Consider the following 21,714-nt stretch of genomic DNA (forward strand, 5'->3'; position numbering starts at 1 on the left):
ATACACATCATACAACACTTTATACCGTCCCATATTCTCGCGTAAAGATAAGATTGCAAGAATCAAGAGGAGGCAACATGATGGGACTAACAAACCCGAAAAATGATCGTACAGAAACGAATACTAACCAAACTTCTTTAAAAAGAGGTCTAAAAGCAAGACATTTAACTATGATTTCAATTGGTGGATCGATAGGGACAGGTTTATTTTTAGCTAGTGGATCTTCAATAAGTGAAGCTGGTCCTGGTGGTGCTATTTTAGCTTACGGATTAATTGGTATAATGGTTTATTTCTTAATGACTAGTTTAGGTGAGATGGCGACTTATTTACCAGTTTCTGGTTCATTTAGTACTTACGGATCTCGCTATGTAGACCCAGCATTTGGTTTTGCAATGGGTTGGAATTATTGGTATAACTGGGCGATTACATTAGCTTTTGAATTATTAGCTTCAGCAATGCTTATGAAATATTGGTTCCCACATACTCCAGCAGTATTATGGAGCGGAATCTTTTTAGTTATTATTTTAGGTTTAAATTTACTTTCAGTTAAAGGTTATGGTGAATCAGAATTTTGGTTCTCATTAATTAAAGTAGTTACTGTTGTTGTCTTTTTAATTGTTGGTATTGCAATGATTTTTGGTATTTTAAAAGGGCATGATGCAGGTTTTAAAAACTTTACTGTTGGTGATGCTCCATTCCATAATGGATTTTTGGGTGTATTATCAATCTTTATCGTTGCAGGATTTTCATTCCAAGGAACTGAATTAATTGGTGTTGCAGCAGGTGAGACAGAACATCCAGAAAAAAATGTTCCAAAAGCTATTCGTCAAATTTTCTGGCGTATCCTTTTATTTTACGTGTTAGCGATTGTAGTAATTGGCTTGTTAATTCCTTATACAGATCCTGACTTAGTGCGAGGCAGTGTTGCTGTTAGTCCATTTACTTTAGTATTTGAAAAATTAGGTGTTGCATTTGCAGCGTCTGTTATGAATACAGTTATTTTAACATCAGTTTTATCTGCAGGTAATAGCGGAACATATGCGTCAACACGTATGTTATATACTTTAGCATTAGAAGGAAAAGCACCTAAATTCTTAACAAAAGTAAATAAAAATGGTGTTCCTACAAATGCTTTATACGTAACACTTGCAGTTGGTTCTTTAGCTCTTTTATCTTCATTTTTCGGTGAAGGTCAAGTTTACAATTGGTTATTAAATTTATCAGGTTTATCAGGTTTTATAGCTTGGTTAGGTATTGCGATTTCTCACTACCGATTCCGTAAAGGGTATGTTGCTCAAGGGAAAGATTTGAAAGAACTTCCTTACCGTGCAAAATGGTTCCCTCTAGGTCCAATCTTAGCATTCTTAGCTTGTTTATTTATTGTTTTAGCTCAAAACTATCAAGCATTTACTGGTCATGCAATTAACTGGCAGGGTGTACTTGTTTCATACATTGGAATTCCTGTATTTTTAATTGTTTGGTTAGGTTATAAAGTTAAACATAGAACAAAAGTTGTACCTTATAAAGAAATGGATTTAAGTAGAAAATAAATTACTATTTGATCTAACCCTTTCATCTATGATGAAAGGGTTTTTTAGAAAGATAAGAAAGTATAAATTTTGAGGTGTACCACGGTTCTAAAAACTGTGGTATTTTTGTGGCTGTACTCTAAGCAAAAAAGGACCAGACTATTTTTTGCCCGTTTTTTTATGGAGTTATTGATATACGTACAAAACTGTGACATTGTGGGAGAATCAACCAATTAACGCAGAAACCATTGGCATTATGGATGAAATCAATTGATATACTCTAAAGCTAGATATTTTATGCACGAAATCCTTCCAATTAGCACGGAATTCATTGATTTATGCACAAACCCAAGGATTGCAAAGTCTGCCAACCATCTTATCAACAAAAAATCCTATATATCAACAAAAATCAGTACTATATCAACAAAAACAAATGCTTTATCAACGAAGTTCACAGCTTTATCAATAAAGTACACAAAGTGTTCGCCATTACCAAATAACAACTAGATCCAATAGTTTTCAGCTTACAAAAAATGGAAGTATATTTAGTCATTTTAACGATTTTTATGTAAAATTTGGAATTTTTGTTCACAAAAACTAATACCATTAGTATTATAAAACTAAAGGTATTAGTTTTTATTATTAGGAGGGTATAATATGAAGATTACGAAAAATAATCATCTTTATGAGTTGAGCTTTTTACCCAATTTCTTTCCTGTAAATTGTTTTTTAGTTGAAGAAGAAAACGAGCTTACGTTAATTGACACAGCGCTGTCTTTTAGTGCGACTAAAATTTTAGAAACAGCAAATCAAATAGGCAAAAAAATTACGAATATCGTTTTAACACATGCTCACGGTGATCATGTCGGTTCGCTTGATCAATTAAAAGCATTACTTCCAGATGCGGTCGTGTCTATTTCAAAACGAGATGCAAAATTATTAAAAGGGGATACTAGTCTAGAAGCAAGTGAACCCAATATTCCTATAAAAGGCGATGTTCCTAAAAATATAAAAACGATTCCTGATCGTTTACTTCAAGAAGGTGATACGATAGGCTCTTTAATAGCGTTTGAAGTTCCTGGTCATACGCCAGGCTCGATGGCATTTTTGGATCAACGCACAAATGCAATTATTGCTGGTGATGCTTTTTCGTTAAGAGGAGGATTTGCGATTTCTGGTCAATTAAGAATTTTATTTCCTTTTCCAACTCTTGCAACTTGGAGTAAAGAGACTGCATTAAATAGTGCGAAGAAAATTAGTGATTTGAAACCTACATTATTAGCAGTTGGTCATGGTACGATGCTAAGTCATCCACAAGAAGCGATTGACCGTGCTCTTAAAAAGCAGTAGTGGGAGTGGGGAGGATATGTCACCAAGAATTGGATTGAATTTTAATGAATTACTGAGGGCTTCAATTAAAATTGTCGATACAGAAGGGTGGGAAGCTTTAACGATAAGTTATCTTGCAAAGAAGCTAACGATTCAACCACCATCGATCTATAATCATATTAAGAATTTAGATGAACTAAAAAATAGTGTTGCCCTATATGCTATTACACAGCTTTATGAACAACTTAAAGAGGCTGTTAATCATCAAAGGAGCGAGAAAGCAATTTTTGCTTTAGCCTTTGCTTATCTTAATTACGCTCGAACTCATCCAGGTTTATACAAAGCTACCTTATCTCCGTCTCAAACACCAAAAGATGAGTATCATCAAACAGCGAATAAAATTTTAAACCTAATTTACGAAATAATGAAACCATATAATTTAACCGATATTGAACTGATTCATGCAGTTAGGGGTTTAAGGAGCTTACTCCATGGCTTTGTCTCACTTGAAAAAAGCGAAGGATTTGGTATAAATATTCCAATCGATGAAAGTGTACTTTTTGTATTGAAAAATTATATAAGTAATTTGAAGCAGTGATTTGTATCCATAATTAAAAGGATAGGAAGGTTTAATACCCTCCTATCCTTTTTATCGAGAAAATACGTTTTATTTAAAAGTAAGTTTTATGTCTTTATTTAAAATCAAATATTTACGCCATCTTCAAAGTTTTTATTCCAGTTTTTATCTCCAAGATGTTCGAAATCTTCAGTAGTACGCTCTAATACGTCAATTAGTAGCTTTTTCATATTGTGAATATTGCTATAAAATAAAGTTTCTTCTTCTAAATCTGGTTTTGCATGATGAGCTGCTTTAATTGCTGTTTCGTCACGAAATCTTTTAACTTTTGTGTCTAACTCATCGAAGACATGTTTAACATACTTTACAATATTTCTATGGTTCAACGTATTTCTCTCATTTAATTCCTCTAATTTGTTTACCATAGTCATTTCCTCCATCAATAAGATTAAAAGATTTATATTGATTATACTGAAACAAATCGAAAAAACAATGATAATTATAAAAATTTAACCATTATAATCAAAACTTTAGGATTCAGTGAATTGCAAAATTGTATTTTTTTAGAGCTGATTTATGCTACAATGACTTCAAAATATTTTCCATTACGAAAGAGGGAGTCAATATGAAAGCGATTGTAATTCATCAATATGGAGATAGTTCTGAATTTAAACATGTTGAAATTTCAATGCCAAAGCCAACTAGTAATCAAGTATTAGTAAAGGTTGCTGCAACTAGTATTAATCCGATCGATACAAAAATAAGAAAAGGCATTGTGCCGAATGCGTTTCAGCCTAATTTTCCTATGATTTTACATAGTGATTTTTCTGGTGAAGTTGTTGAAGTAGGTGAGAATGTTTCACATTTTGAAGTTGGCGATTTAGTATTTGGTTTAAATGTCTTTAGTGGGACGTTGACAGATTATTTTTTAATTGAAGAATCGTTTATTGCTAAAGCTCCAAAGAATTTACCGATTCAAGAAGCGGCTAGTTTACCATTAACGTCTATAACTGCTTGGGAAGCACTTTTTGATAGAGGTAATTTAAAACAAGGTGATCATATTTTAATTCATGGTGGGACTGGTGGTGTTGGTCACGTTTCTATTCAATTGGCGAAAGCTTTTGGAGCAATCGTTACGACAACTGTTTCATCAAATGAAAAAGCTGATTTAGTTAAAAAGCTAGGTGTTGATCATGTCATCAATTATAAAGAAGAGACTGTAGAAGACTATGTAAATCGACTAACAAATGGACAAGGCTTTGATCTTGTTTTTGATACTGTTGGTCAAAAAAACCTAGATAAATCATTTCTTGCAGTGAAACCACAAGGTACCGTATTAGCGATCGCTGCACGTTCGACACATGACTTAACTCTTTTACATAATAAATCATTATCTTTGCACGTCATTTTTATTATGCTCACTCAAAAGACGAAAGAAGGGCGAATGGAGCATAGTGCTATTTTAAATAAAATTTCTTCTTTAGTTGAAGAAGGAAAATTAAAGCCACTCATCAATCCAAAATCATTCACGTTTAATCAAGTGAAAGAAGCCCATGATTACTTCGAAAATAATGAAGTGCAATTTGGTAAAGTATTAATTGAAAATAAGTAATATGTAGAATCCCTTTTGTTATTACATTAGGGATTTTTTTATTTTTCGTTCATTAAAATCTTTTTTCTACTATTAGTAATTGGTTTAAATAGGTATATAATGGAAATATAATTCGTGGAATAAAGGATGTGAAAACGAGGTAGAAATTTTCTCCCTCTATTCAAATGAAAATAAAACTAATTATTGCAGATGATAATTCATTTATTAGGGAAGGACTTAAAATAATATTGAGTTCTTATGAAGAGTTTGAAGTGTTAGAAACTGTAGATGATGGGAATGAGGCGTTTAAATATTGTCAAAGTCATCAAGTAGATGTTGCTCTTTTAGATGTTCGAATGCCTAATATGAATGGTGTGGAGGCTACGAAGCTTATTTCTGAGCAGACTAAAACGAAGCCACTTATTTTAACGACTTTTGATGATGATGAGTATATTATTGACGCTGTGAAAAATGGAGCAAAGGGCTATTTATTAAAAAATAATGATCCAGAACGAATTCGAGAAGCGATTAAAAGTGTTTATCATGGAAATACAATCATGCAGGACTTAGTACTGGATAAAATAAGAACGAATTTATCAAATAATACTAATATAACTGACACAAAGATTGATACAAGTTTATTTACTCAAAGGGAGTTAGATGTAATGTCTTTAATTGCAAAAGGCCTATCGAATAAGGAAATATCTAAGCAAATATATATATCAGAAGGTACTGTTGCTAACTATATTACTTCAATTCTTGGGAAGACAGGTTTAGAACATCGAACACAAATTGCTATTTTCTATATTACTGGGAAAGTAGACTGACTCTAAGGGTGTTACATATGGAGCGTTGGATTATTTTAAATAAGCTCTCTGTTATTTTGTATATTGCTTTAATTTGTATTTATAAGGAAATTCCTAATTTCTCTTGGGTTCTTTTTGCACTACTTGTTTATTTTTGTATAAACATTAGTCTGTATTTAATAAAAAATTCAAACTTTATAAAATGTTTGCTTATTTTATCAATTTGTTTAATCGTCTATTCCAATTTAAAGATTCAGCCATTATTTTTCTTGTTACTGCCTATGTCTATTTTTGAGATTGTTTCTTTCTTTATTTCGAAAAAATGGATTAGTTGGTTTTTTTCGTTACTCCCAATTTTTCACCTACATCATTCTTTACAGCCGATTTATGGTTTAATTACGTTAGTTAGTTTTATTGTTTTTTCAATTGTGGATTTGTATAACACTAGATTACGCTTTAAAGAAGATCAAATTGACAAGATGAGAAGTACAATTCAAAAGCTTTCAAAAAAATTAAATAACCATAGTGAGTTTATGGAACAGTCAGAGTACACGTTTAAATTAGAAGAGCGGAATCGTATTTCTCAAGAAATACATGATAAAATTGGGCATTCTATGACAGGTGCATTATTTCAAATGGAAGCAGCTAAGCATTTAATGGGTCATAATCAGGAGAAGGCATTAGAATTACTGCAAAATGCAATTAATATTTCAAAGGATGGAATTGAAAATATAAGACTTACTTTAAAAAATATGAAGCCACCGACTGAGCAAATGGGAATTCATCATATGAAATTATTCATAGATGAATTTTCAGCTAAGCATGATTTAAAAACACTATTTGTTTATAAAGGAAACTTAGACCTTATTACGCCAATCCAATGGAAAATAATTCAGGAAAATGTAGTCGAGGCATTAACAAATACGATGAAATATGCTGATGCAACAGAAGTTTCAATTGAAATTTATGTAATGAATAAAATGATTAAAACGAATGTGAAAGATAATGGTAGAGGGAAAGTGATCGTTAAAAAAGGGTTAGGAATTATTGGTATGGAAGAGAGAACGGCAGCTGTAAACGGTAAAATAATTGTTGATGGCCAAGATGGTTTTTCGGTAACCACTTTGCTTCCAATTGAATAATTTCATAATGGTTTATTCATTTCTATGAAGTCCATAATCATATTACCTATGAAAAAACATGAATATTCTCATGTGGAAAAGGTGAACTAATACACTGATATTAGTTCACCTTTTTGCTTATAATAGCAACATAACGAACGGAGAGGTGAGAGAATGAAAGTTTTAGAGATAAAAAATTTAACGAAAAAATTTGGTGATTTTATAGCCGTTGATAATATGTCTTTGTCAATTGAAGAAGGAGAAATCTTTGGATTTCTTGGTGCAAATGGAGCAGGGAAAAGTACAACAATTAATATCATTTCAGGATTACTTCGAAGTAATCAAGGTACTGTTGAAATCCTTGGTAAAAATAGTAAAAAGTATAATAAATTTGCGAAAATGAATATTGGAATGGTACCGCAGGATTTAGCTATTTATGAAGATTTAACTGCATATGAAAATGTCAGATTTTTTGCCGGCTTATACGGACTAAGAGGCTCAGAATTAAATGAAAGAGTAGAAGAAGCATTACAATTTGTAGGGCTTGAAGATAAATTTAAGGAGTATCCAAAAAACTTCTCTGGTGGGATGAAGAGAAGATTAAATATTGCTTGTGCGATTGCACACCGACCAAAGCTTATTATTATGGATGAACCTACTGTTGGAATTGACCCACATTCACGTAATTACATTCTTAATAGCGTACGTAAGCTAAACGAAATGGGCTGTACAATTATTTATACGAGCCATTACATGGAAGAAGTGGAAGAAATTTGCTCTCGTATCTCGATCATTGATCATGGGAAAATCATCGCTGAAGGAACGAAAGAACAGCTTAAATCGATTATTACGAATACTAAGGATATTCGAATTGAAGTTAAAACAAATGAAAAAATTGATGTGACAGCACTTAAAGCTATTAATGGTGTAGAGAATGTTCATATTTTGGATAATGTGATTACTATTACATCAGATAATGGTGTAAATAATTTAAATAAAATTATTCAGCATTTTATTAATAGTGAGATTGAAATCAGCTCATTACAGGAAAACGCGCCTAACTTAGAAACTGTTTTCCTTACATTAACAGGTCGAAACTTACGCGATTAACTTCGTGAAAAATCAATTAATAAGGAGGCAATTGGCTTGAATATTTTTAATATTGCTTTCATGGAAATTAAGCGTGACTTTCGAGATGTAAGGACCCTATTTTTTATGTTAGCATTTCCAATACTTTTAATGCTTGTTTTAGGTACTTCACTTTCAAATGCTTTTTCAACATCTGTCCCAATTAAAGATGTACATGTCTTATACAAAGATCAATCAACTACAGGTGAATTTTCGAAGTATTTTAATGAATTTGTGAAAGGAACGAAAGATTCAGGAATTCATTTTAAAAAGGCAAATAATAATACAGATGGTGAGAAGGAAGTAAAACGAAATCAATATGATGGATACATTTCTATTCAGGATAATGGAATTAAGCTTTATATAAATGAAGGTAACAGTGTTGAAGGTAGCGTTATTCAAGGAATGTTAACTTCTTTTGTTGATAAATATAATGTTGGAGTCGAGGTCGCAAAAATTGATCCAACTCAAGTTAAAGAAGTCTTTTTAGCAAATCATGACGATTATATTAAGGATACTTCTATTGCATCAAATAAACAGCCAGGTTCGATGGATTATTACGCGATTGCAATGACGACTATGATCGCACTTTATGGTGCCATGTCTGCAAGTAAATTGATTACTGGTGAAAGAGTTAGAAAAACAGCTGATCGATTAATTGTATCGCCTATTTCTAAATTTGAGATTTTTATAGGGAAAATACTTGGAAGTTTAGCAGCTAATTTTCTTTGTATTATTGTAGTTGTCTATTTCAGTAAATTCTTTTTTAAAGCAAACTGGGGGAACCATCTTTTATTAGTATTTATTGTATTACTAACTGAAGTGCTTCTTTCAATCAGTTTAGGATTGGTTGTAAGCTATATAACGAAATCAAATGCTTCTTCAAGAGCGATTATCATGATTGTTGTGCAACTATCATCATTCTTTGGTGGAGCTTACTTTAAATTAGGTGATACTAGTGGGATCTTAAAAATCATTACACATTTTTCTCCACTAACATGGGTTAATACAGCAATTACAAAAATAATTTATACAAACGATTTATCAGCTGCAATTCCCGCTCTTATTTTTAATATAGGTTTTTCTCTACTATTTTTAGTAGTTGCATCTATTTCTCTACAAAGAAGGGAGGGGCTGTAGGATGCAGACAGTTTTTTGGCTAATTTCGAATACTTTAAGAGCTACGTTCAAAAACAAGAAAAATATCATTATGTATATAGGTGTTCCTTTAATTGGTATTTTTATTTCCTTCCTAGCTTATGGAGGTTCAAGTAAAACAGTCGTTCATGTTGGAATTGTCAATAATGATCACCAGTATATTGCGAATGATACGGTCAAATTTTTAGATCATCTAGATAATGTTAAAATTGAAAAAATAAAAAAATCTGATGTTAATGATAAAATTGCTTCCGGATCACTTGATTGTGTCATTTCGTTAGATAATGGCTTCACAAATAGTGTTCGTTCTGGTAATCCAGGGCATATTCAAATCACTTCTATCAAAGGTGCTCAAATTACAAGCTTCGTAAAATCTTATTTATATAATTATGTCGACAATATTTCAGCAATAGGTAAAGTTGCAAAAACAGATCAGGCTAAATTTGATCAAATGTATTCTAACTATCAAAGTGCAAGCTTCAAAGTATCAACAAAAACAGTATCAGATTCATCCCAATCTGAAAATATGACGACATATAGCTTAGGATTTTTGATTATGATTATGCTAATGTCAGCAGGGAATCTTTCTGAAATTATTTTAAAGGAAAAAGAAAATCGTATTTATTACAGACTTTTATCAGCTCCTATTAATGCTAGAATGTATATTTTCTCAAATATTGTAGTGAATATGATTATAATGACTGTTCAAGTAATCCTTACGCTCTTCTTTATGACGAATGTGTTCCATATCGATATCCATATTCCGTTTTGGGAAGCAGCAGTTGTTATGATGCTTTTTGCTTTGATTGCTGTAGGAATATCATTAATGATTGTAGCGTTCTCAAATAATTCAAAATCATCAGGAGCATTACAGAATTTAATTGTTGTACCAACCGTCATGATTTCTGGTTGTTTCTGGCCGATCGAAATTATGCCATCATCAGTTCAAAGAATTGCAGATTTTCTTCCTCAAAGATGGACGTTAGAGACATTGACGAAGCTACAAAATGGAAGTAGCTTAGGAAGTTTATATTTAAACATCTTAATTCTTCTAGTATTTGCGATTGCATTTTTCTTAATTGCTATTTATAAGTTTAGTCGTAATAGTTCTACGAGAAATTTTGTGTAATTCAGATCGGAAACAAGTTTGATAATTAAATCTTTGTATTTTAAAAAATCCATCTCTGTATTTTAGAGATGGATTTTTTAGAGGGTTGAAATATCAAATTTATATAGACAAAGTTATAAAAAAGTATGAACTTAGACAGTCGTTTTCCTATTTTTCCTCATGTGTATTAGATTTTTCTGAGGCTTTAAATTCTGTGCGACTAATGTAATGCGTTGGTTTAATAAATAACTCCACTTTTATTGCATAAAATCATCGTTTCCTAAGTATATAAAATATGCACTAATTGTCATTCCTCACGCTTTCAAGCATTTGATGCTTATAACCAAACAACAAATTCACCAGAATAACTTATTGTTTTTTACATAACATAAAGCCGTTTAGGAGGTGAAATATGATGTCTAATCAAACAAATAAAAACAACGAACAAAAGAACCAAAGTCTTTCAGAAAATATAAAAGATACCGCAGGAGCTGCATTTCATTCTGTTCATAGAGGATTAGAAGCCACTGAGAATGCTGCAATGGATGCTGTTGACGCAACTACAAACGCTGTTAAAAATTTAACAGACAACTAATAACAACAAAAGATGCAAGAGGAATGATGAATAAGCACATATAAAACAAGCCAGTATTTGGCGTTGTTTTATATGTGCTTCTGAATAAAATTTTTAAAATCTTCTAGTTACGAAATGAGAAATCAACTACGTTACAAAAAAGAAAGGATTTTCACTTCACTTGTTCCACTATCCTGCCATTTGGAGCCGTCTATTCACTAACACAGTGCTTTAGTTGTACAAGGACACTTAACTAAATTTCATGTAATATAATAAGGATAATAAACTCGATGAAAGATATTAATGGATATTAAATTAATTTCAGAAGTATATAGAATAGGACTAGCAATAGGACTTTTAACGATCGAGGATGTTATAAATTGGGCAGATAAAGTAATTGAATATCACGATTTCCCACCTTATCAATTTATTGAATTATCACTATCAACAAAAGAGAATTTAGAGAAAATTAGTTTAAAACTTATGATGATCGAAGGTGGGGTTGATAACGACTTGCCTCCAAAAATAATACTTGGATTACTAAATGAATACTTACATTCCACACAAGATATGCTAAACGTCATAAAAATAATGGATAAGTTAATCAAGCATTTACCAGATACTTGTGAATGGATAGAGATAGAAATTCATTTTTATCAGATGGATATTATTTAGCCGCTCAACAAATCAATGGGGAGTTGAAAGATGTTCGAAATAATGTGAAAATTTTTCTTGATCAATTCACTGTTTATATAAATTATATTTCTTAAGTTATTCAGCACACATGGATGATTGAGTCAGGTTTTAAAAAAATAAATAAGGGACAGTCATGACTGCCCCTAATTATTAAATGAAAAGGATCAATGGATGTTTTTATTGATTATAAAGTTAGCCCGCCGTCTACAAGAACAGTTGAACCGGTCATATAGCTTGCTTTATCTGATGCTAAGAAAACAACCATTTCAGCGAGTTCTTTCGGATCAGCATAACGACCCATTCTCATATTTGGAAGGTCTTCTGGAACGTAACCACCTGTTGCAAACTGAGCTTCAACACTTGTTGTTAATGCTGTTTTCACACCTCCTGGACAAAGTGCATTTATGCGAATTCCTTTTTTCGCATATTCTAATGCAGCGCCCTTGGTTAAGCCTACAACCGCATGCTTGCTTGCAGAATATACAGCGACACTGTGTTCAGGACGAACCCCTGCAGTAGAAGCAGTATTAATAATAGAGCCACTTCCTTGCTCCTCCATCACTTTTAACACATATTTCATTCCAAGGAAGACCCCTTTTACATTGATAGACATAATACGGTCAAATTCAGATTCTTCTACTGAAGTGAAAGGTGCGAACTTTTGGATAACACCTGCATTGTTGAAGAAAATATCAATACGTCCATATGTTTCGACTGCTTTATTTACATAGTTTTGCACATCTTCTGTTTTCGAGACATCAGCCTTTACGAAGATGCCTTCTCCACCGTGTTCTTTCACAAGTTTTAACGTTTCTTCTCCTGTTTCCTGATTGAAATCGACTAATACAACTGTTGCACCATTACTTGCAAGTTTCAAACTGCTTGCTCTTCCGATTCCACTTCCTGCACCAGTTATGACAGCAATTTTATTTGATAATTCCATTCCTAATTCCTCCCTACTTATTCTACTTACATGAATCATTTTATTGCTTGTTTACAAAATTTTATTGTATTATTTTACGAATAATAGTAATTATTAATATAGTTTTTTAAAATGAACGAATTAATAAATATTTGAAAGGAGTTTATAGAATAGATGGAAATTGCCATACAAGATTTACAATATATTTGTGAGCTTATTTATAAGGCTCATAAAATACCTGTTTATTATGTCAATCAATTTGGTGAGATTGTATATGAATTTTCAAGTAGAGACTTAGGGAATCATCCATATTACAGCCAGTTCAAAGAGCAAATAAGTGTATATACTTATGAAGATAATCCAAAGGATTTTCCTATATTCTTCTCTAATTCAAATTTGAACTTTTTCTTTGTCAATCTAATAAAAACGAATTTATTTTTAGGTACCATTATTTTAGGTCCTACTCTTGAGTCAGAAATATCTGTTGAAATGATCAGCAAGATCATGGATGCTTTTAATGGAAACCTTAATAAAAGAAAACTCATTGAATACTACCATTCCATTCCCATTATTGGTAGTCAACAATTCCTATCGATTAGTCTATTGGTTTATTATTTGATATACCATAAAAAGCTTGATAAAACGATGGTTATCCAAAATAATGAAGCGTTGAGCCTTGATATGATTGAAATAGAGAATCTGGATCTTGAGCTTTCAAAAGGGAGAAGTAATTTCATTTTTCATTCCAATCTTTCATATGAACGGGTTTTGCTTGAGTATGTTAAAAACGGAAGGATAGATAAATTAAAGGATATCTTCGATTACTCTATTGTCGGTGAGGCAGAATTAGGATTATTATCGAAACGAAATCGCCTAAGAAGTGAAAAAAATTTAATGATAACGGGAATTGCTCTTGTTTGTAGAGCGGCAATTGAAGGTGGTTTATATGATGAAACGGCCTTTACCTTAAGCGACTTCTATATTCAACAACTAGAGGAATTAGAAAGCTTAAATGCAATATTGAAGTTAACGGAAGAGGCGATAATGGATTTTACCAAACGTGTGCACCAATTAAATGAAGAAAAATATTCTCCAACAATTACGGCATGTCAGCATTATATTTATGACCATCTTTATGACGATATCACACTTGATCACCTTGCAAAAATGAGTCGTTTAAGCCCAAATTACTTATCATCAGTTTTTAAAAAAGAGGTTGGTATACCAATAAGTGAATACATTCAACGGCAACGAATTGAAGAATCAAAAAAGCTATTACAATTAACAAATTATTCGATTTCAGACATCGGCACATCGCTAAATTTCAACGACCAAAGTTATTTTATAAAAATATTTAAAAAATACACTGGTTTAACCCCCAAGCAGTTTAAAAGTAATCTTTTTTCCGAGCATAAATCGACATAAATATCTATCAATGATAATTTATAACAATGAAGGCTAAAGACGCTGCAGGAACGAAGAGGTTCAGGTCTCGCCCCATGGAAAGCGAGCAACCTGTAGTGGAAATCAACATCACTGGGTAACATTTACGGCAATTTGGTAAATAATTTTTCAATAGCTAAAAAATCCATCTCTTTATTTAGAGATGGATTTTTTTTAGCTATTTTATTAGCCCATTGAACTACAAATTTCAATATAATGGCCATCTGGATCAGCAACGTACGCTACTGTTTGACCCCATGGCTTTGTAATTGGTTCTTTGATGATCGTTACACCATTTTTTCGTAAATCTTCTATCGTAGAATGCACATCTTCAGTTACAAAACCAATTTCAAAGGTTTGCGAAGATGTTTCAGTACTTTTATAGGTCAATCCTGTTAGCTCTTGAACATTTTCACGTTCAATCATAGCTAGTACAGTATTACCAGTATCTAATTCTACATACGTACCATGGTTTCCTCGGATAGGAAGACCTAAAGATTCAGTATAGAAAGTAAGAGATTGTTCTAGATTTGAAACATATAAAATTAAATACTTCATTTTTAACATTTCATTTACCTCCAGAATAGTTTAATCTCCATTTCTTTCTACAAAGATCTTGTTCATACCTTCTTATTCGAAATGATAAGTATAGAATGATTCTTTTGCAAAAAATGATTTTAATCGATCGTCTGGAATATCTTCAAACTTTTCGATTTTTACAACGTCTTTTAGCATTGACTCTGTTTGAGAGCGGTGTGCTTTCATCGTTCTTAGTTTTTGGGTTGCAACATCCATTACATCATTTACGATATCTGGTTTTCCTAAAACTTCAAAGCGTTCTTTCGTAATCGCAATACACCATACAGTAGGGCGATCATCTTTATCCATTCGACGAACCGCCTCAACAGCTGCTCTTGCAGTTGCATCATGGTCTGGGTGAACACCATGTTCTGGATAAAAAGTAATTAATAATGTTGGCTGAATTTCGTCGATAATTTCTTTAATTGGCTCGATTACTGCCTCAGGATCTTCGAATTCAATTGTTTTATCATGGAATCCTAGCATTCTTAAATCTTGGATTCCCATTTCTCTACAAGCATCGATTAATTCGTTTTTACGAATTGTAGGAAGTGATTCTCTTGTTGCGAAAAATGGATTTCCCATATTACGTCCCATTTCTCCTAAAGTTAAACAAGCGTATGTAACGGGAATTCCTTTATTTGTAAATTTAGAGATTGTTCCAGCAGCCCCAAAAGCTTCATCATCAGGGTGAGGGAACACAAGTAATACTTTTTCTTCTTTTTGACTCATTTTTAGTGCTCCTCTCTTAAAATGGTGTATGACTTAAATGAATTGCAATTGCAAGCTTTCCGTCTTCATTATGACCTGCTAGTAGGAGGCGATCTTGATCATCAACTTCAAAATCTGTTAATCCTTCTGCAACAACCCATCCTTCTTCAAGTTTTAATCCTACTCTGTATGGGTATTTTCCTGTAATTGTAGCACGGCTAATTATTACCTTCGTATTTCGGATAAAGGCATTTACTGTCATTACTTTTTCGTTAAAATGATTAGCGTAAGCTCCATTTGTAGTTTCTAAATGTAAATAGACTGTCTGATTTATATAATTTTGAAGTGCATCTTGGGCAGCACTGATTTCTAATTTTTGCATTTTTTTTAGCCTCCTTTAAAAAGTATTATAATCCAACTTTCCCTAAAATGGTAATTTGAGGGCTTCTTGTATTTAAATTTTAAACATAAAAAGATCCCTATCTATTGGGTGATAGGGATTGGGGGGATGTGTATAACATGATTACTAAAATTTAACTGTTTAAATATTCAGTTAATTTATATTAAATATACATTATAGGAAAATATTCGTCAACTAGTTTTATTAAAAAAATTTAAAATATTCAAAAAATAATAAAGAATTTAAGAATTGCTGACTTTTTGCCGATGATATACATGACTAGTAGTCGACAAAAAACATGTATTTGTGCAAAAAAGGCAAATTTTTACTTGTTTTGCCTTTTTTTTCTTTTCTAATAAAGCATTAGTTGTTAAACTAGAATAGAATAATCACTTTTAAAAGGAGGTTTTTAACGTGAAGGCAGAAGCGCGAAAATTATATAATCCACAAAGAGAAGAAATGAATAAGCCTTCTCGTAATCAATTTCCGCAGACTCATAAAAGAAAGACAATCCGAATCCATAGGATCACTTTGATGATTTTATATTTATCTCTAATTATTGGATCTGTAATGTATATGTTTAGTCAAAATAAAATTGTTTCAGCAAAGCAACGTGAACTGTCAAAACTACAAGTTGAACAAAAAAAATTGACTAAAACAGAAAAAGACTTAAACAGGCAAGTTAGACTATTAAATGATCCGGATTACATCGGAAACTATGCTCGCGGTGAATACATGTTCTCTAAAAAAGGAGAAACAATTATCATCGTACCGAAACCGAAAGAAGATAACAACTAAAAACATTTAATTAATCGAAAAGATTCTCAAAAATTTTGGGAATCTTTTTTTCTATATTTTTATTATAGAACGGTTGTTCGTTTGTTGCAAGAAAGAAGACGAACATACAAACTAAAATGGGAGGATGGATATAGCTTAATAAAGAAAATTCCCGTTCCCTTAGCCAGTTTTTGCAATTTTTGACTTTTTTTTAATTCGAACTACCTATATTTTCTACAAAATTTTCACTATTCTGAAAAATGTATTTTTGATATAATTTAGTTAAGCTTAAATAAGGAGGAATAACATGAAGAAGTTCATTTACGTTTTTGCTATTCTAATTGTACAAGTCATATTGACGTTCCTTGTTAGTGTTCTCGCGGATTCAGCGGCTAGTAATATTGCTATTATGGTAGGATTCGTTACGACGATGTTCCTTTACTGGAAAACAGCTAAAAAAGAAAGCTATACACCGTTACAAAGGTATCAATGGTTACGCGTTGCAGGGCTAGAATTAAACGATTTACATAAAGATTTCCAAAGGAAAATTGCTATTAAAGCATCTCTGATGTATAGTTTTTCTGGTTTAGTAGTTACACTGTATACATCACATATTTTACTATAAGGTTGATCAAAAAGAAATGGACAAGCATAACGCTGTCCATTTTTTGTGCTGTTTTATATTATTTATTCTGGTTCTTGCTGTAGGCGTTTAATTCTTCTTCTAAATGCTACAGATGAGACAAGAATACTTAGTTCATATATAACCAATAGCGGTAAGCTTGTCATCATATCGGATACAAAATCAGGTGGTGAGATTGCCGTCCCGATAATGATAAGGATAAAGTAGGCAAATCGTCTTGATTTTTTTAAAAATGCTGGTGATACGATTCCGATGCTTGTTAAAAACATGATAATGACTGGTAAATCAAAGAAAAATGCAAAAGGAATAACTAAGTTAAATAAGAAGCTAAAATAGCGTTCAGCTGTAAATGTAACTGTTACTAAGTCTGCTCCGATGTTTTGTAAAAACTTTAAAACGTTCGGAAAGATAAAATAATATCCAAATGCTAAGCCACAAATAAACAATATGAATAAAGCTGGTATGTATAGCATTGTAGTTTTTCGTTCTTTTACATGCAAGGCCGGCTTTACAAACGCCCATATTTGATAAGCGATAAATGGGATACTACACGCAATCGCGAATACTCCACCAATCATTAGATAAATCCAAAGTACATCACTTGGACCTAATGCTAGAAGTTTTCCATTCAAATCTTTAACAAGGAAATTGAATATAGTTTTCGTATAATACAACCCAATCCCTAAAAAAATAACGAATGCTACAATAACTTTTATGATTCGATTTCGAAGCTCATCTAAATGGTCAATGACACTCATTTCTTTTTCTTGCATAATTTCCCCCAAAGCAAACTGTGAAAGTATTTTATTACACTTTAAAAAGTATAAATTGGCAGCAGTATTTTAGAATACGATTTAGTAGCCATCTCTATCGAATAAAGTGTAAGTGCAACTACGTCATTGTCTAAAGGACTCTCCAATCGACGAGTTGTAATATTGAGCTTCCTATATTTTGTCAGAAAAATGAACAATCGTCAATGATATCAGGACTTTAATTACCATCTTTTGTTAATATATTAATATGAAATCTAACCTTGTCCGACTATAATTAGAGTATGAGTATGTAAGATAAGGATGGTAAGTATTTTGGATGGAAAAAGTCATGTAATTGTAGGATTATTTGCAACTGGTGTCACAATGTATGCAACAAAGAATGATTCTATAATCGTTCCACTTATTGTAGGGGCAATTAGTAGTTTGGCTCCTGATTTAGATCATCATAATAGCTCGCTAACAAAAAAGGTTTCAATGCCGCTAAAAATTTTTTTAAGCTTAATCTTTATAGCAGCTACATTATTTATTGTTATGAAAACTGGCGCGTTAATTTATTCTGGCTCCTGGATTTATGGAGTAGGTATTCTCACATTATTTATTATGATAGTTAGCTGGCTTCGGAACATAAAAACAATTTTGATGTTAACTGGCATATTAATTGCAGTTATTGGCTGGTTTTTCTTTCATAGTTATTGGTCAATCGTTGCGCTTGGGTTATTTGTTGCTGTTTCATCAAGATTAAAACATCGTGGTCCAACGCATTCACTTTATTTTTTAGCGATTTGGAGTGGAATTTGTTATCTACTGCAAAAAGATTTAATGATGAACGGATTATGGTTAGCTGGTACGGTCGGTTATTTTTCTCACCTTTTAGCAGACCAGTTATTTACAAAACAAAATATTAAGTGGTTATAGGCTTCTAAATTCTCACATTTTTTTATCACAAATATCCATACTAAGAATGATGTGATGATGAAAGAAGGGGCAGTATTGAAAAAAATAAATTCTCTGATATCCATGTGGATTTTGTTTTTTATGCTAGCTATGTCATTCCCAGTGGATGCAAGTAGGACCTATAATTCTCAAACTATTAAGGTAAATACGAACTCATTTGTTCTGACTAAACAAACAACAACGAATCTTGCACTTAGAAGATCGTATCGTTCAAATAGAAGTTACAGACCGACAGCACCTAGATCAAGTTATCGGTCTTATAGAAGTCCTGGAAGGAACTTTTTTGGTTATGCAGGTGCATTTGGGTTAGGTTCGCTATTTGGCTCAATGTTAAACCCATTTGGAGGCTATTATGGCGGTCAGCACTTTGGTTTCTCATTTTTTAGCTTACTATTAGATATTTTAGTAATAGTAGTTATTATTTGGTTTATCAAGAGAATCTTTCGTAGAAACCAATATTAACTTTGTGAGGTGGCTTGTGAAAATCTTTTTTGATGAACAAGATGTTGCCAATGCAATTTGTGTATATGCAGCTGACCTTGAAGGAATTCGTCCAGAAAATGTACAAATTGAATTTCAATTTAATGAAGATGATGGCGTATGCTGTGAAGTATCAGCTAATCATCGGAATTTAATTTATTTTGAGCAACAAATAAGTGATGCAATTGGTTTTTACTTAGACGAGATTCATCATTTTTCTTCTCATTCGATGGAAATCATAATTGGTTTTGATGAAGAAGCAGGCATTACGAGTGAAATATCATTTACCTAGTCACAAAACCCTGAAGAGAACAAATGTTCTTTTTCGGGGTTTTTTTCGTTTATTTAGGCATAAGTCGTCACATATTCGTAAACAATATCTTGTACTATTTCATGTAATTCGCGGTCATCCTGTAATTGTTCGGTAATGACTTGATTGTACAGTTCATTTAGCATATCAGCTGTAATCCACTGTTCGTGTTCTCCTCTATATTGCATTAGTGCGCGTTTAATCATCTGTTTTATAAATTGTCCATTCACTGCATTTTTCCTCCCTTAAGCTACTTTTTAGTATATCCAAAATTTTGTATCGTTCCTAGCGAAAAAAACATTGAAATAGAACGTATATTCGTTTAATATATGTTTATAATAAAAATAAGAACATTAGTTCTGCTATTTTTTGGGAAATCGGAGTGATATGTATGAGCATTTGTTATGAAGAGTTACCACATCATCGTATATTATGCATCGATATGAAGAGCTTTTATGCAAGTTGTTCTGCGGTCATGCTCGAATTAGATCCATTGGAATGTTATTTAGCAGTTGTTGGAGATGTAGAAAGAGAAGGAAGTATTGTGCTTGCAGCTTCACCGCGATTAAAAAAGGAGTTTGGAATCAAAACAGGATCAAGGGTTTTTGAAATACCAAAAGATCCGCGAATTAAAATTGTAAATCCTTCAATGGCAAAATACTTAGAAGTCTCAACAAACATCGTAAAATTATTAAATGAATTTGTACCTTTAGAGGATTTACATGTATACAGTGTCGATGAATGTTTTTTAAAGGTCGATGGAGTAAAAAAATTATGGGGGGATGCATGGGAGGTTGCCGAAAAAATTCGTGCTGAGATTATGGCACGATTTCAATTACCATGTTCGGTTGGGATTGGCCCCAACATGCTTTTGTCGAAGCTCTGCTTGGATTTAGAAGGAAAAAAAGATGGGATAGCAGAGTGGACTTATGAAGATGTAGAAAAAAAACTATGGCAAGTAAGTCCTCTTAGTGAAATGTGGGGAATCGGTAAAAGAACCGAGCGAACTTTAAATGGAGTGGGGATTTTTACGGTAGGACAGCTAGCGAAATATCCTCTTCATTTGCTTGAAAAGAAATTCGGAGTAATGGGCAATCAACTATATCATCATGCATGGGGAGTAGATTTGTCTGAACTAGGTGCGCCAATAATGAACGGGCAGATTAGTTTTGGTAAAAGCCAAATATTAATGAGGGATTACACAAAAATAGAAGAGATTAAATTTGTTATACGTGAAATGTGCGAAGAGGTTGCGCGCCGAACTCGAAATGCAAAAAAAGCAGGAAGAACCGTTACTTTAGGAATTGGATATAGTCGTGAAGAGTTCGGTGGAGGATTTTCTCATGCGTTTACAATGGATGAACCTACAAATATTACTTCAGATTTGTATAAAATATGTGCAAAACTTTTTGATCAATATTACGAAGGAAAGACTGTTCGCCAAATCCTCATCTCCCTTTCGAACATTGTTAGTGATGAAATCATGCAACTAAATTTATTTGATCAGAAAAAACCTCAAAAGCGTAAATTAGGATATGTCATGGATGCAGTCCGAAAAAAATACGGATCAACTGCGCTCCTTTGGGCTGTTTCTTATGCAGAAGGAGGAACGACACTATCTCGAAGCAAGCTAGTAGGTGGACATAAAGGTTGAAAATTTCTTGAAGCCGCTCTAGCTAACTTTCCCCTTATAAGTCAAAACAACTAGTATTTGTCTCAACAAGAAGAATAAGAAAAGGAGAAGAATGCCGATGATTCGTGACCGTGGAACGATTAAATGGACTTCAATGATGTTACCTGAACACGTGAAAATACTCCGTGATTGGAAAGTATCCCAAAACTATGAACAACCAAAAGATGTAGACGAACAATTATTAGAGGAAATGAACCGTCAACTTCAGCAGGCAATTCACGAGGATGCAAGTGTGCAAATTACTTACTATAAAGATCACTATCATCATAATGTAAAAGGAAAAATAGGGAAAATCAATTTACACCAAAATAGACTATCCATTTATGAAGAACAAGCTGGATATATGGAGCTATACTTAAGCGATATTGTTGACGTCAAAATTGAATCATAAAATAATGTTAATCATTAACGA

General features: G+C 32.5%; 26 protein-coding genes. 19 read left to right on the top strand and 7 right to left on the bottom strand.

What is annotated here, in order from left to right:
* Nucleotides 1-77: 77 nt before the first annotated feature.
* The 3 genes from ACFCYN_RS12620 (at nt 78) to ACFCYN_RS12630 (ending at nt 3,456) form a co-directional block, all read left to right on the top strand.
* Nucleotides 78-1,550 (top strand): amino acid permease, encoded by a 1,473-nt coding sequence (locus ACFCYN_RS12620; protein ID WP_375949627.1) that lies wholly within the window; start codon nt 78-80, stop codon nt 1,548-1,550.
* A gap of 636 nt (nt 1,551-2,186) precedes the next feature.
* Nucleotides 2,187-2,879 (top strand): MBL fold metallo-hydrolase, encoded by a 693-nt coding sequence (locus tag ACFCYN_RS12625; protein WP_375949629.1) that lies wholly within the window; start codon nt 2,187-2,189, stop codon nt 2,877-2,879.
* 16 nt (nt 2,880-2,895) lie between these two features.
* Entirely contained in the window at nt 2,896-3,456 is a 561-nt protein-coding gene (locus ACFCYN_RS12630; protein WP_172444012.1) for a TetR/AcrR family transcriptional regulator, read from the top strand.
* Between the two features lie 104 nt (nt 3,457-3,560).
* On the opposite strand, the gene ACFCYN_RS12635 is transcribed toward ACFCYN_RS12630, so the two are convergent.
* Nucleotides 3,561-3,860, bottom strand: coding sequence for a hypothetical protein (locus tag ACFCYN_RS12635; RefSeq protein WP_172444013.1), 300 nt, complete (start codon nt 3,858-3,860; stop codon nt 3,561-3,563).
* 200 nt (nt 3,861-4,060) lie between these two features.
* Between ACFCYN_RS12635 and ACFCYN_RS12640 the strand changes: the two genes are divergently transcribed.
* From ACFCYN_RS12640 to ACFCYN_RS12675, 8 genes are all read left to right on the top strand, one after another.
* Nucleotides 4,061-5,047 (top strand): zinc-dependent alcohol dehydrogenase family protein, encoded by a 987-nt coding sequence (locus ACFCYN_RS12640; protein ID WP_375949632.1) that lies wholly within the window; start codon nt 4,061-4,063, stop codon nt 5,045-5,047.
* Nucleotides 5,048-5,211: 164 nt separating this feature from the next.
* Nucleotides 5,212-5,853: a response regulator transcription factor gene (locus tag ACFCYN_RS12645; RefSeq protein ID WP_098120908.1), complete on the top strand. Its 642-nt coding sequence runs from the start codon at nt 5,212-5,214 to the stop codon at nt 5,851-5,853.
* Nucleotides 5,854-5,870: 17 nt separating this feature from the next.
* Nucleotides 5,871-6,974 (top strand): sensor histidine kinase, encoded by a 1,104-nt coding sequence (locus ACFCYN_RS12650; RefSeq protein ID WP_375949634.1) that lies wholly within the window; start codon nt 5,871-5,873, stop codon nt 6,972-6,974.
* Between the two features lie 153 nt (nt 6,975-7,127).
* Entirely contained in the window at nt 7,128-8,063 is a 936-nt protein-coding gene (locus ACFCYN_RS12655; protein ID WP_172444016.1) for an ABC transporter ATP-binding protein, read from the top strand.
* Between the two features lie 36 nt (nt 8,064-8,099).
* A complete protein-coding gene (locus ACFCYN_RS12660; RefSeq protein WP_375949636.1) occupies nt 8,100-9,221 on the top strand; it encodes an ABC transporter permease in 1,122 nt (373 codons plus the stop codon).
* Between the two features lies 1 nt (nt 9,222).
* Nucleotides 9,223-10,368 (top strand): ABC transporter permease, encoded by a 1,146-nt coding sequence (locus tag ACFCYN_RS12665; RefSeq protein WP_172444018.1) that lies wholly within the window; start codon nt 9,223-9,225, stop codon nt 10,366-10,368.
* Nucleotides 10,369-10,759: 391 nt separating this feature from the next.
* Entirely contained in the window at nt 10,760-10,942 is a 183-nt protein-coding gene (locus ACFCYN_RS12670; RefSeq protein WP_375949639.1) for a hypothetical protein, read from the top strand.
* A gap of 282 nt (nt 10,943-11,224) precedes the next feature.
* A complete protein-coding gene (locus ACFCYN_RS12675; RefSeq protein WP_375949641.1) occupies nt 11,225-11,596 on the top strand; it encodes a hypothetical protein in 372 nt (123 codons plus the stop codon).
* Between the two features lie 205 nt (nt 11,597-11,801).
* Here the strand turns inward: ACFCYN_RS12675 and ACFCYN_RS12680 are convergent, their stop codons facing one another.
* Nucleotides 11,802-12,560, bottom strand: coding sequence for an SDR family NAD(P)-dependent oxidoreductase (locus ACFCYN_RS12680; protein ID WP_172444021.1), 759 nt, complete (start codon nt 12,558-12,560; stop codon nt 11,802-11,804).
* A 153-nt stretch (nt 12,561-12,713) separates the two neighbouring features.
* Between ACFCYN_RS12680 and ACFCYN_RS12685 the strand changes: the two genes are divergently transcribed.
* The gene (locus tag ACFCYN_RS12685; RefSeq protein ID WP_375949643.1) at nt 12,714-13,964 is read left to right on the top strand and encodes a helix-turn-helix domain-containing protein; all 1,251 of its coding nucleotides are present in this window, start codon (nt 12,714-12,716) and stop codon (nt 13,962-13,964) included.
* Nucleotides 13,965-14,168: 204 nt separating this feature from the next.
* Here the strand turns inward: ACFCYN_RS12685 and ACFCYN_RS12690 are convergent, their stop codons facing one another.
* From ACFCYN_RS12690 to ACFCYN_RS12700, 3 genes are all read right to left on the bottom strand, one after another.
* Nucleotides 14,169-14,549 (bottom strand): VOC family protein, encoded by a 381-nt coding sequence (locus ACFCYN_RS12690; protein WP_375949645.1) that lies wholly within the window; start codon nt 14,547-14,549, stop codon nt 14,169-14,171.
* Between the two features lie 63 nt (nt 14,550-14,612).
* Nucleotides 14,613-15,293 carry a bacillithiol biosynthesis deacetylase BshB2 gene (gene bshB2 / locus ACFCYN_RS12695; RefSeq protein WP_172444023.1) on the bottom strand — a complete coding sequence of 227 codons (681 nt, stop codon included), beginning with the start codon at nt 15,291-15,293 and terminating at the stop codon, nt 14,613-14,615.
* A 16-nt stretch (nt 15,294-15,309) separates the two neighbouring features.
* Nucleotides 15,310-15,654, bottom strand: coding sequence for a YojF family protein (locus ACFCYN_RS12700; RefSeq protein ID WP_172444024.1), 345 nt, complete (start codon nt 15,652-15,654; stop codon nt 15,310-15,312).
* Nucleotides 15,655-16,086: 432 nt separating this feature from the next.
* Here ACFCYN_RS12700 and ACFCYN_RS12705 point away from each other — a divergent pair, with 432 nt between their 5' ends.
* Entirely contained in the window at nt 16,087-16,470 is a 384-nt protein-coding gene (locus ACFCYN_RS12705; RefSeq protein WP_172444025.1) for an FtsB family cell division protein, read from the top strand.
* 286 nt (nt 16,471-16,756) lie between these two features.
* Nucleotides 16,757-17,074: a hypothetical protein gene (locus ACFCYN_RS12710; RefSeq protein ID WP_098120922.1), complete on the top strand. Its 318-nt coding sequence runs from the start codon at nt 16,757-16,759 to the stop codon at nt 17,072-17,074.
* Between the two features lie 62 nt (nt 17,075-17,136).
* Here the strand turns inward: ACFCYN_RS12710 and tatC are convergent, their stop codons facing one another.
* On the bottom strand, nt 17,137-17,865 hold the full coding sequence (gene tatC / locus ACFCYN_RS12715; RefSeq protein ID WP_098120923.1) for a twin-arginine translocase subunit TatC: 729 nt from the start codon (nt 17,863-17,865) through the stop codon (nt 17,137-17,139).
* A 312-nt stretch (nt 17,866-18,177) separates the two neighbouring features.
* Here tatC and ACFCYN_RS12720 point away from each other — a divergent pair, with 312 nt between their 5' ends.
* The 3 genes from ACFCYN_RS12720 to ACFCYN_RS12730 all read left to right on the top strand — a co-directional run bounded on the left by ACFCYN_RS12720 (nt 18,178) and on the right by ACFCYN_RS12730 (nt 19,591).
* On the top strand, nt 18,178-18,780 hold the full coding sequence (locus ACFCYN_RS12720; protein WP_172444026.1) for a metal-dependent hydrolase: 603 nt from the start codon (nt 18,178-18,180) through the stop codon (nt 18,778-18,780).
* Between the two features lie 75 nt (nt 18,781-18,855).
* Nucleotides 18,856-19,281 carry a hypothetical protein gene (locus ACFCYN_RS12725; protein WP_375949649.1) on the top strand — a complete coding sequence of 142 codons (426 nt, stop codon included), beginning with the start codon at nt 18,856-18,858 and terminating at the stop codon, nt 19,279-19,281.
* A 16-nt stretch (nt 19,282-19,297) separates the two neighbouring features.
* Nucleotides 19,298-19,591, top strand: coding sequence for a DUF2653 family protein (locus ACFCYN_RS12730; protein WP_375949651.1), 294 nt, complete (start codon nt 19,298-19,300; stop codon nt 19,589-19,591).
* A gap of 53 nt (nt 19,592-19,644) precedes the next feature.
* Here ACFCYN_RS12730 and ACFCYN_RS12735 read toward each other — a convergent pair whose 3' ends face one another.
* A complete protein-coding gene (locus ACFCYN_RS12735; RefSeq protein ID WP_375949653.1) occupies nt 19,645-19,839 on the bottom strand; it encodes a YqzH family protein in 195 nt (64 codons plus the stop codon).
* 161 nt (nt 19,840-20,000) lie between these two features.
* Between ACFCYN_RS12735 and ACFCYN_RS12740 the strand changes: the two genes are divergently transcribed.
* Nucleotides 20,001-21,263, top strand: a complete 1,263-nt coding sequence (locus ACFCYN_RS12740; protein WP_098120928.1) for a Y-family DNA polymerase — start codon at nt 20,001-20,003, stop codon at nt 21,261-21,263.
* Nucleotides 21,264-21,360: 97 nt separating this feature from the next.
* Entirely contained in the window at nt 21,361-21,693 is a 333-nt protein-coding gene (locus ACFCYN_RS12745) for a YolD-like family protein (RefSeq protein WP_172444030.1), read from the top strand.
* Nucleotides 21,694-21,714 lie beyond the last annotated feature (21 nt).

Source organism: Gottfriedia sp. NPDC056225 (genome assembly GCF_042267765.1).
GTDB lineage: Bacteria > Bacillota > Bacilli > Bacillales > Bacillaceae_G > Gottfriedia.

Excerpts from the sequence above, each read along its gene's own strand:
- bshB2 (WP_172444023.1), bottom strand. The coding sequence starts at position 15,293 with ATGAGTCAAAAAGAAGAAAAAGTATTACTTGTGTTCCCTCACCCTGAT.
- ACFCYN_RS12635 (WP_172444013.1), bottom strand. The coding sequence starts at position 3,860 with ATGGTAAACAAATTAGAGGAATTAAATGAGAGAAATACGTTGAACCAT.
- ACFCYN_RS12680 (WP_172444021.1), bottom strand. The coding sequence starts at position 12,560 with ATGGAATTATCAAATAAAATTGCTGTCATAACTGGTGCAGGAAGTGGA.
- ACFCYN_RS12675 (WP_375949641.1), top strand. The coding sequence starts at position 11,225 with ATGGATATTAAATTAATTTCAGAAGTATATAGAATAGGACTAGCAATA.
- ACFCYN_RS12665 (WP_172444018.1), top strand. The coding sequence starts at position 9,223 with ATGCAGACAGTTTTTTGGCTAATTTCGAATACTTTAAGAGCTACGTTC.
- ACFCYN_RS12655 (WP_172444016.1), top strand. The coding sequence starts at position 7,128 with ATGAAAGTTTTAGAGATAAAAAATTTAACGAAAAAATTTGGTGATTTT.
- ACFCYN_RS12640 (WP_375949632.1), top strand. The coding sequence starts at position 4,061 with ATGAAAGCGATTGTAATTCATCAATATGGAGATAGTTCTGAATTTAAA.
- ACFCYN_RS12645 (WP_098120908.1), top strand. The coding sequence starts at position 5,212 with ATGAAAATAAAACTAATTATTGCAGATGATAATTCATTTATTAGGGAA.
- ACFCYN_RS12650 (WP_375949634.1), top strand. The coding sequence starts at position 5,871 with ATGGAGCGTTGGATTATTTTAAATAAGCTCTCTGTTATTTTGTATATT.
- ACFCYN_RS12625 (WP_375949629.1), top strand. The coding sequence starts at position 2,187 with ATGAAGATTACGAAAAATAATCATCTTTATGAGTTGAGCTTTTTACCC.
- ACFCYN_RS12745 (WP_172444030.1), top strand. The coding sequence starts at position 21,361 with ATGATTCGTGACCGTGGAACGATTAAATGGACTTCAATGATGTTACCT.
- ACFCYN_RS12710 (WP_098120922.1), top strand. The coding sequence starts at position 16,757 with ATGAAGAAGTTCATTTACGTTTTTGCTATTCTAATTGTACAAGTCATA.
- ACFCYN_RS12670 (WP_375949639.1), top strand. The coding sequence starts at position 10,760 with ATGATGTCTAATCAAACAAATAAAAACAACGAACAAAAGAACCAAAGT.
- ACFCYN_RS12630 (WP_172444012.1), top strand. The coding sequence starts at position 2,896 with ATGTCACCAAGAATTGGATTGAATTTTAATGAATTACTGAGGGCTTCA.
- ACFCYN_RS12740 (WP_098120928.1), top strand. The coding sequence starts at position 20,001 with ATGAGCATTTGTTATGAAGAGTTACCACATCATCGTATATTATGCATC.
- ACFCYN_RS12700 (WP_172444024.1), bottom strand. The coding sequence starts at position 15,654 with ATGCAAAAATTAGAAATCAGTGCTGCCCAAGATGCACTTCAAAATTAT.
- ACFCYN_RS12620 (WP_375949627.1), top strand. The coding sequence starts at position 78 with ATGATGGGACTAACAAACCCGAAAAATGATCGTACAGAAACGAATACT.
- ACFCYN_RS12690 (WP_375949645.1), bottom strand. The coding sequence starts at position 14,549 with ATGTTAAAAATGAAGTATTTAATTTTATATGTTTCAAATCTAGAACAA.
- tatC (WP_098120923.1), bottom strand. The coding sequence starts at position 17,865 with ATGCAAGAAAAAGAAATGAGTGTCATTGACCATTTAGATGAGCTTCGA.
- ACFCYN_RS12685 (WP_375949643.1), top strand. The coding sequence starts at position 12,714 with ATGGAAATTGCCATACAAGATTTACAATATATTTGTGAGCTTATTTAT.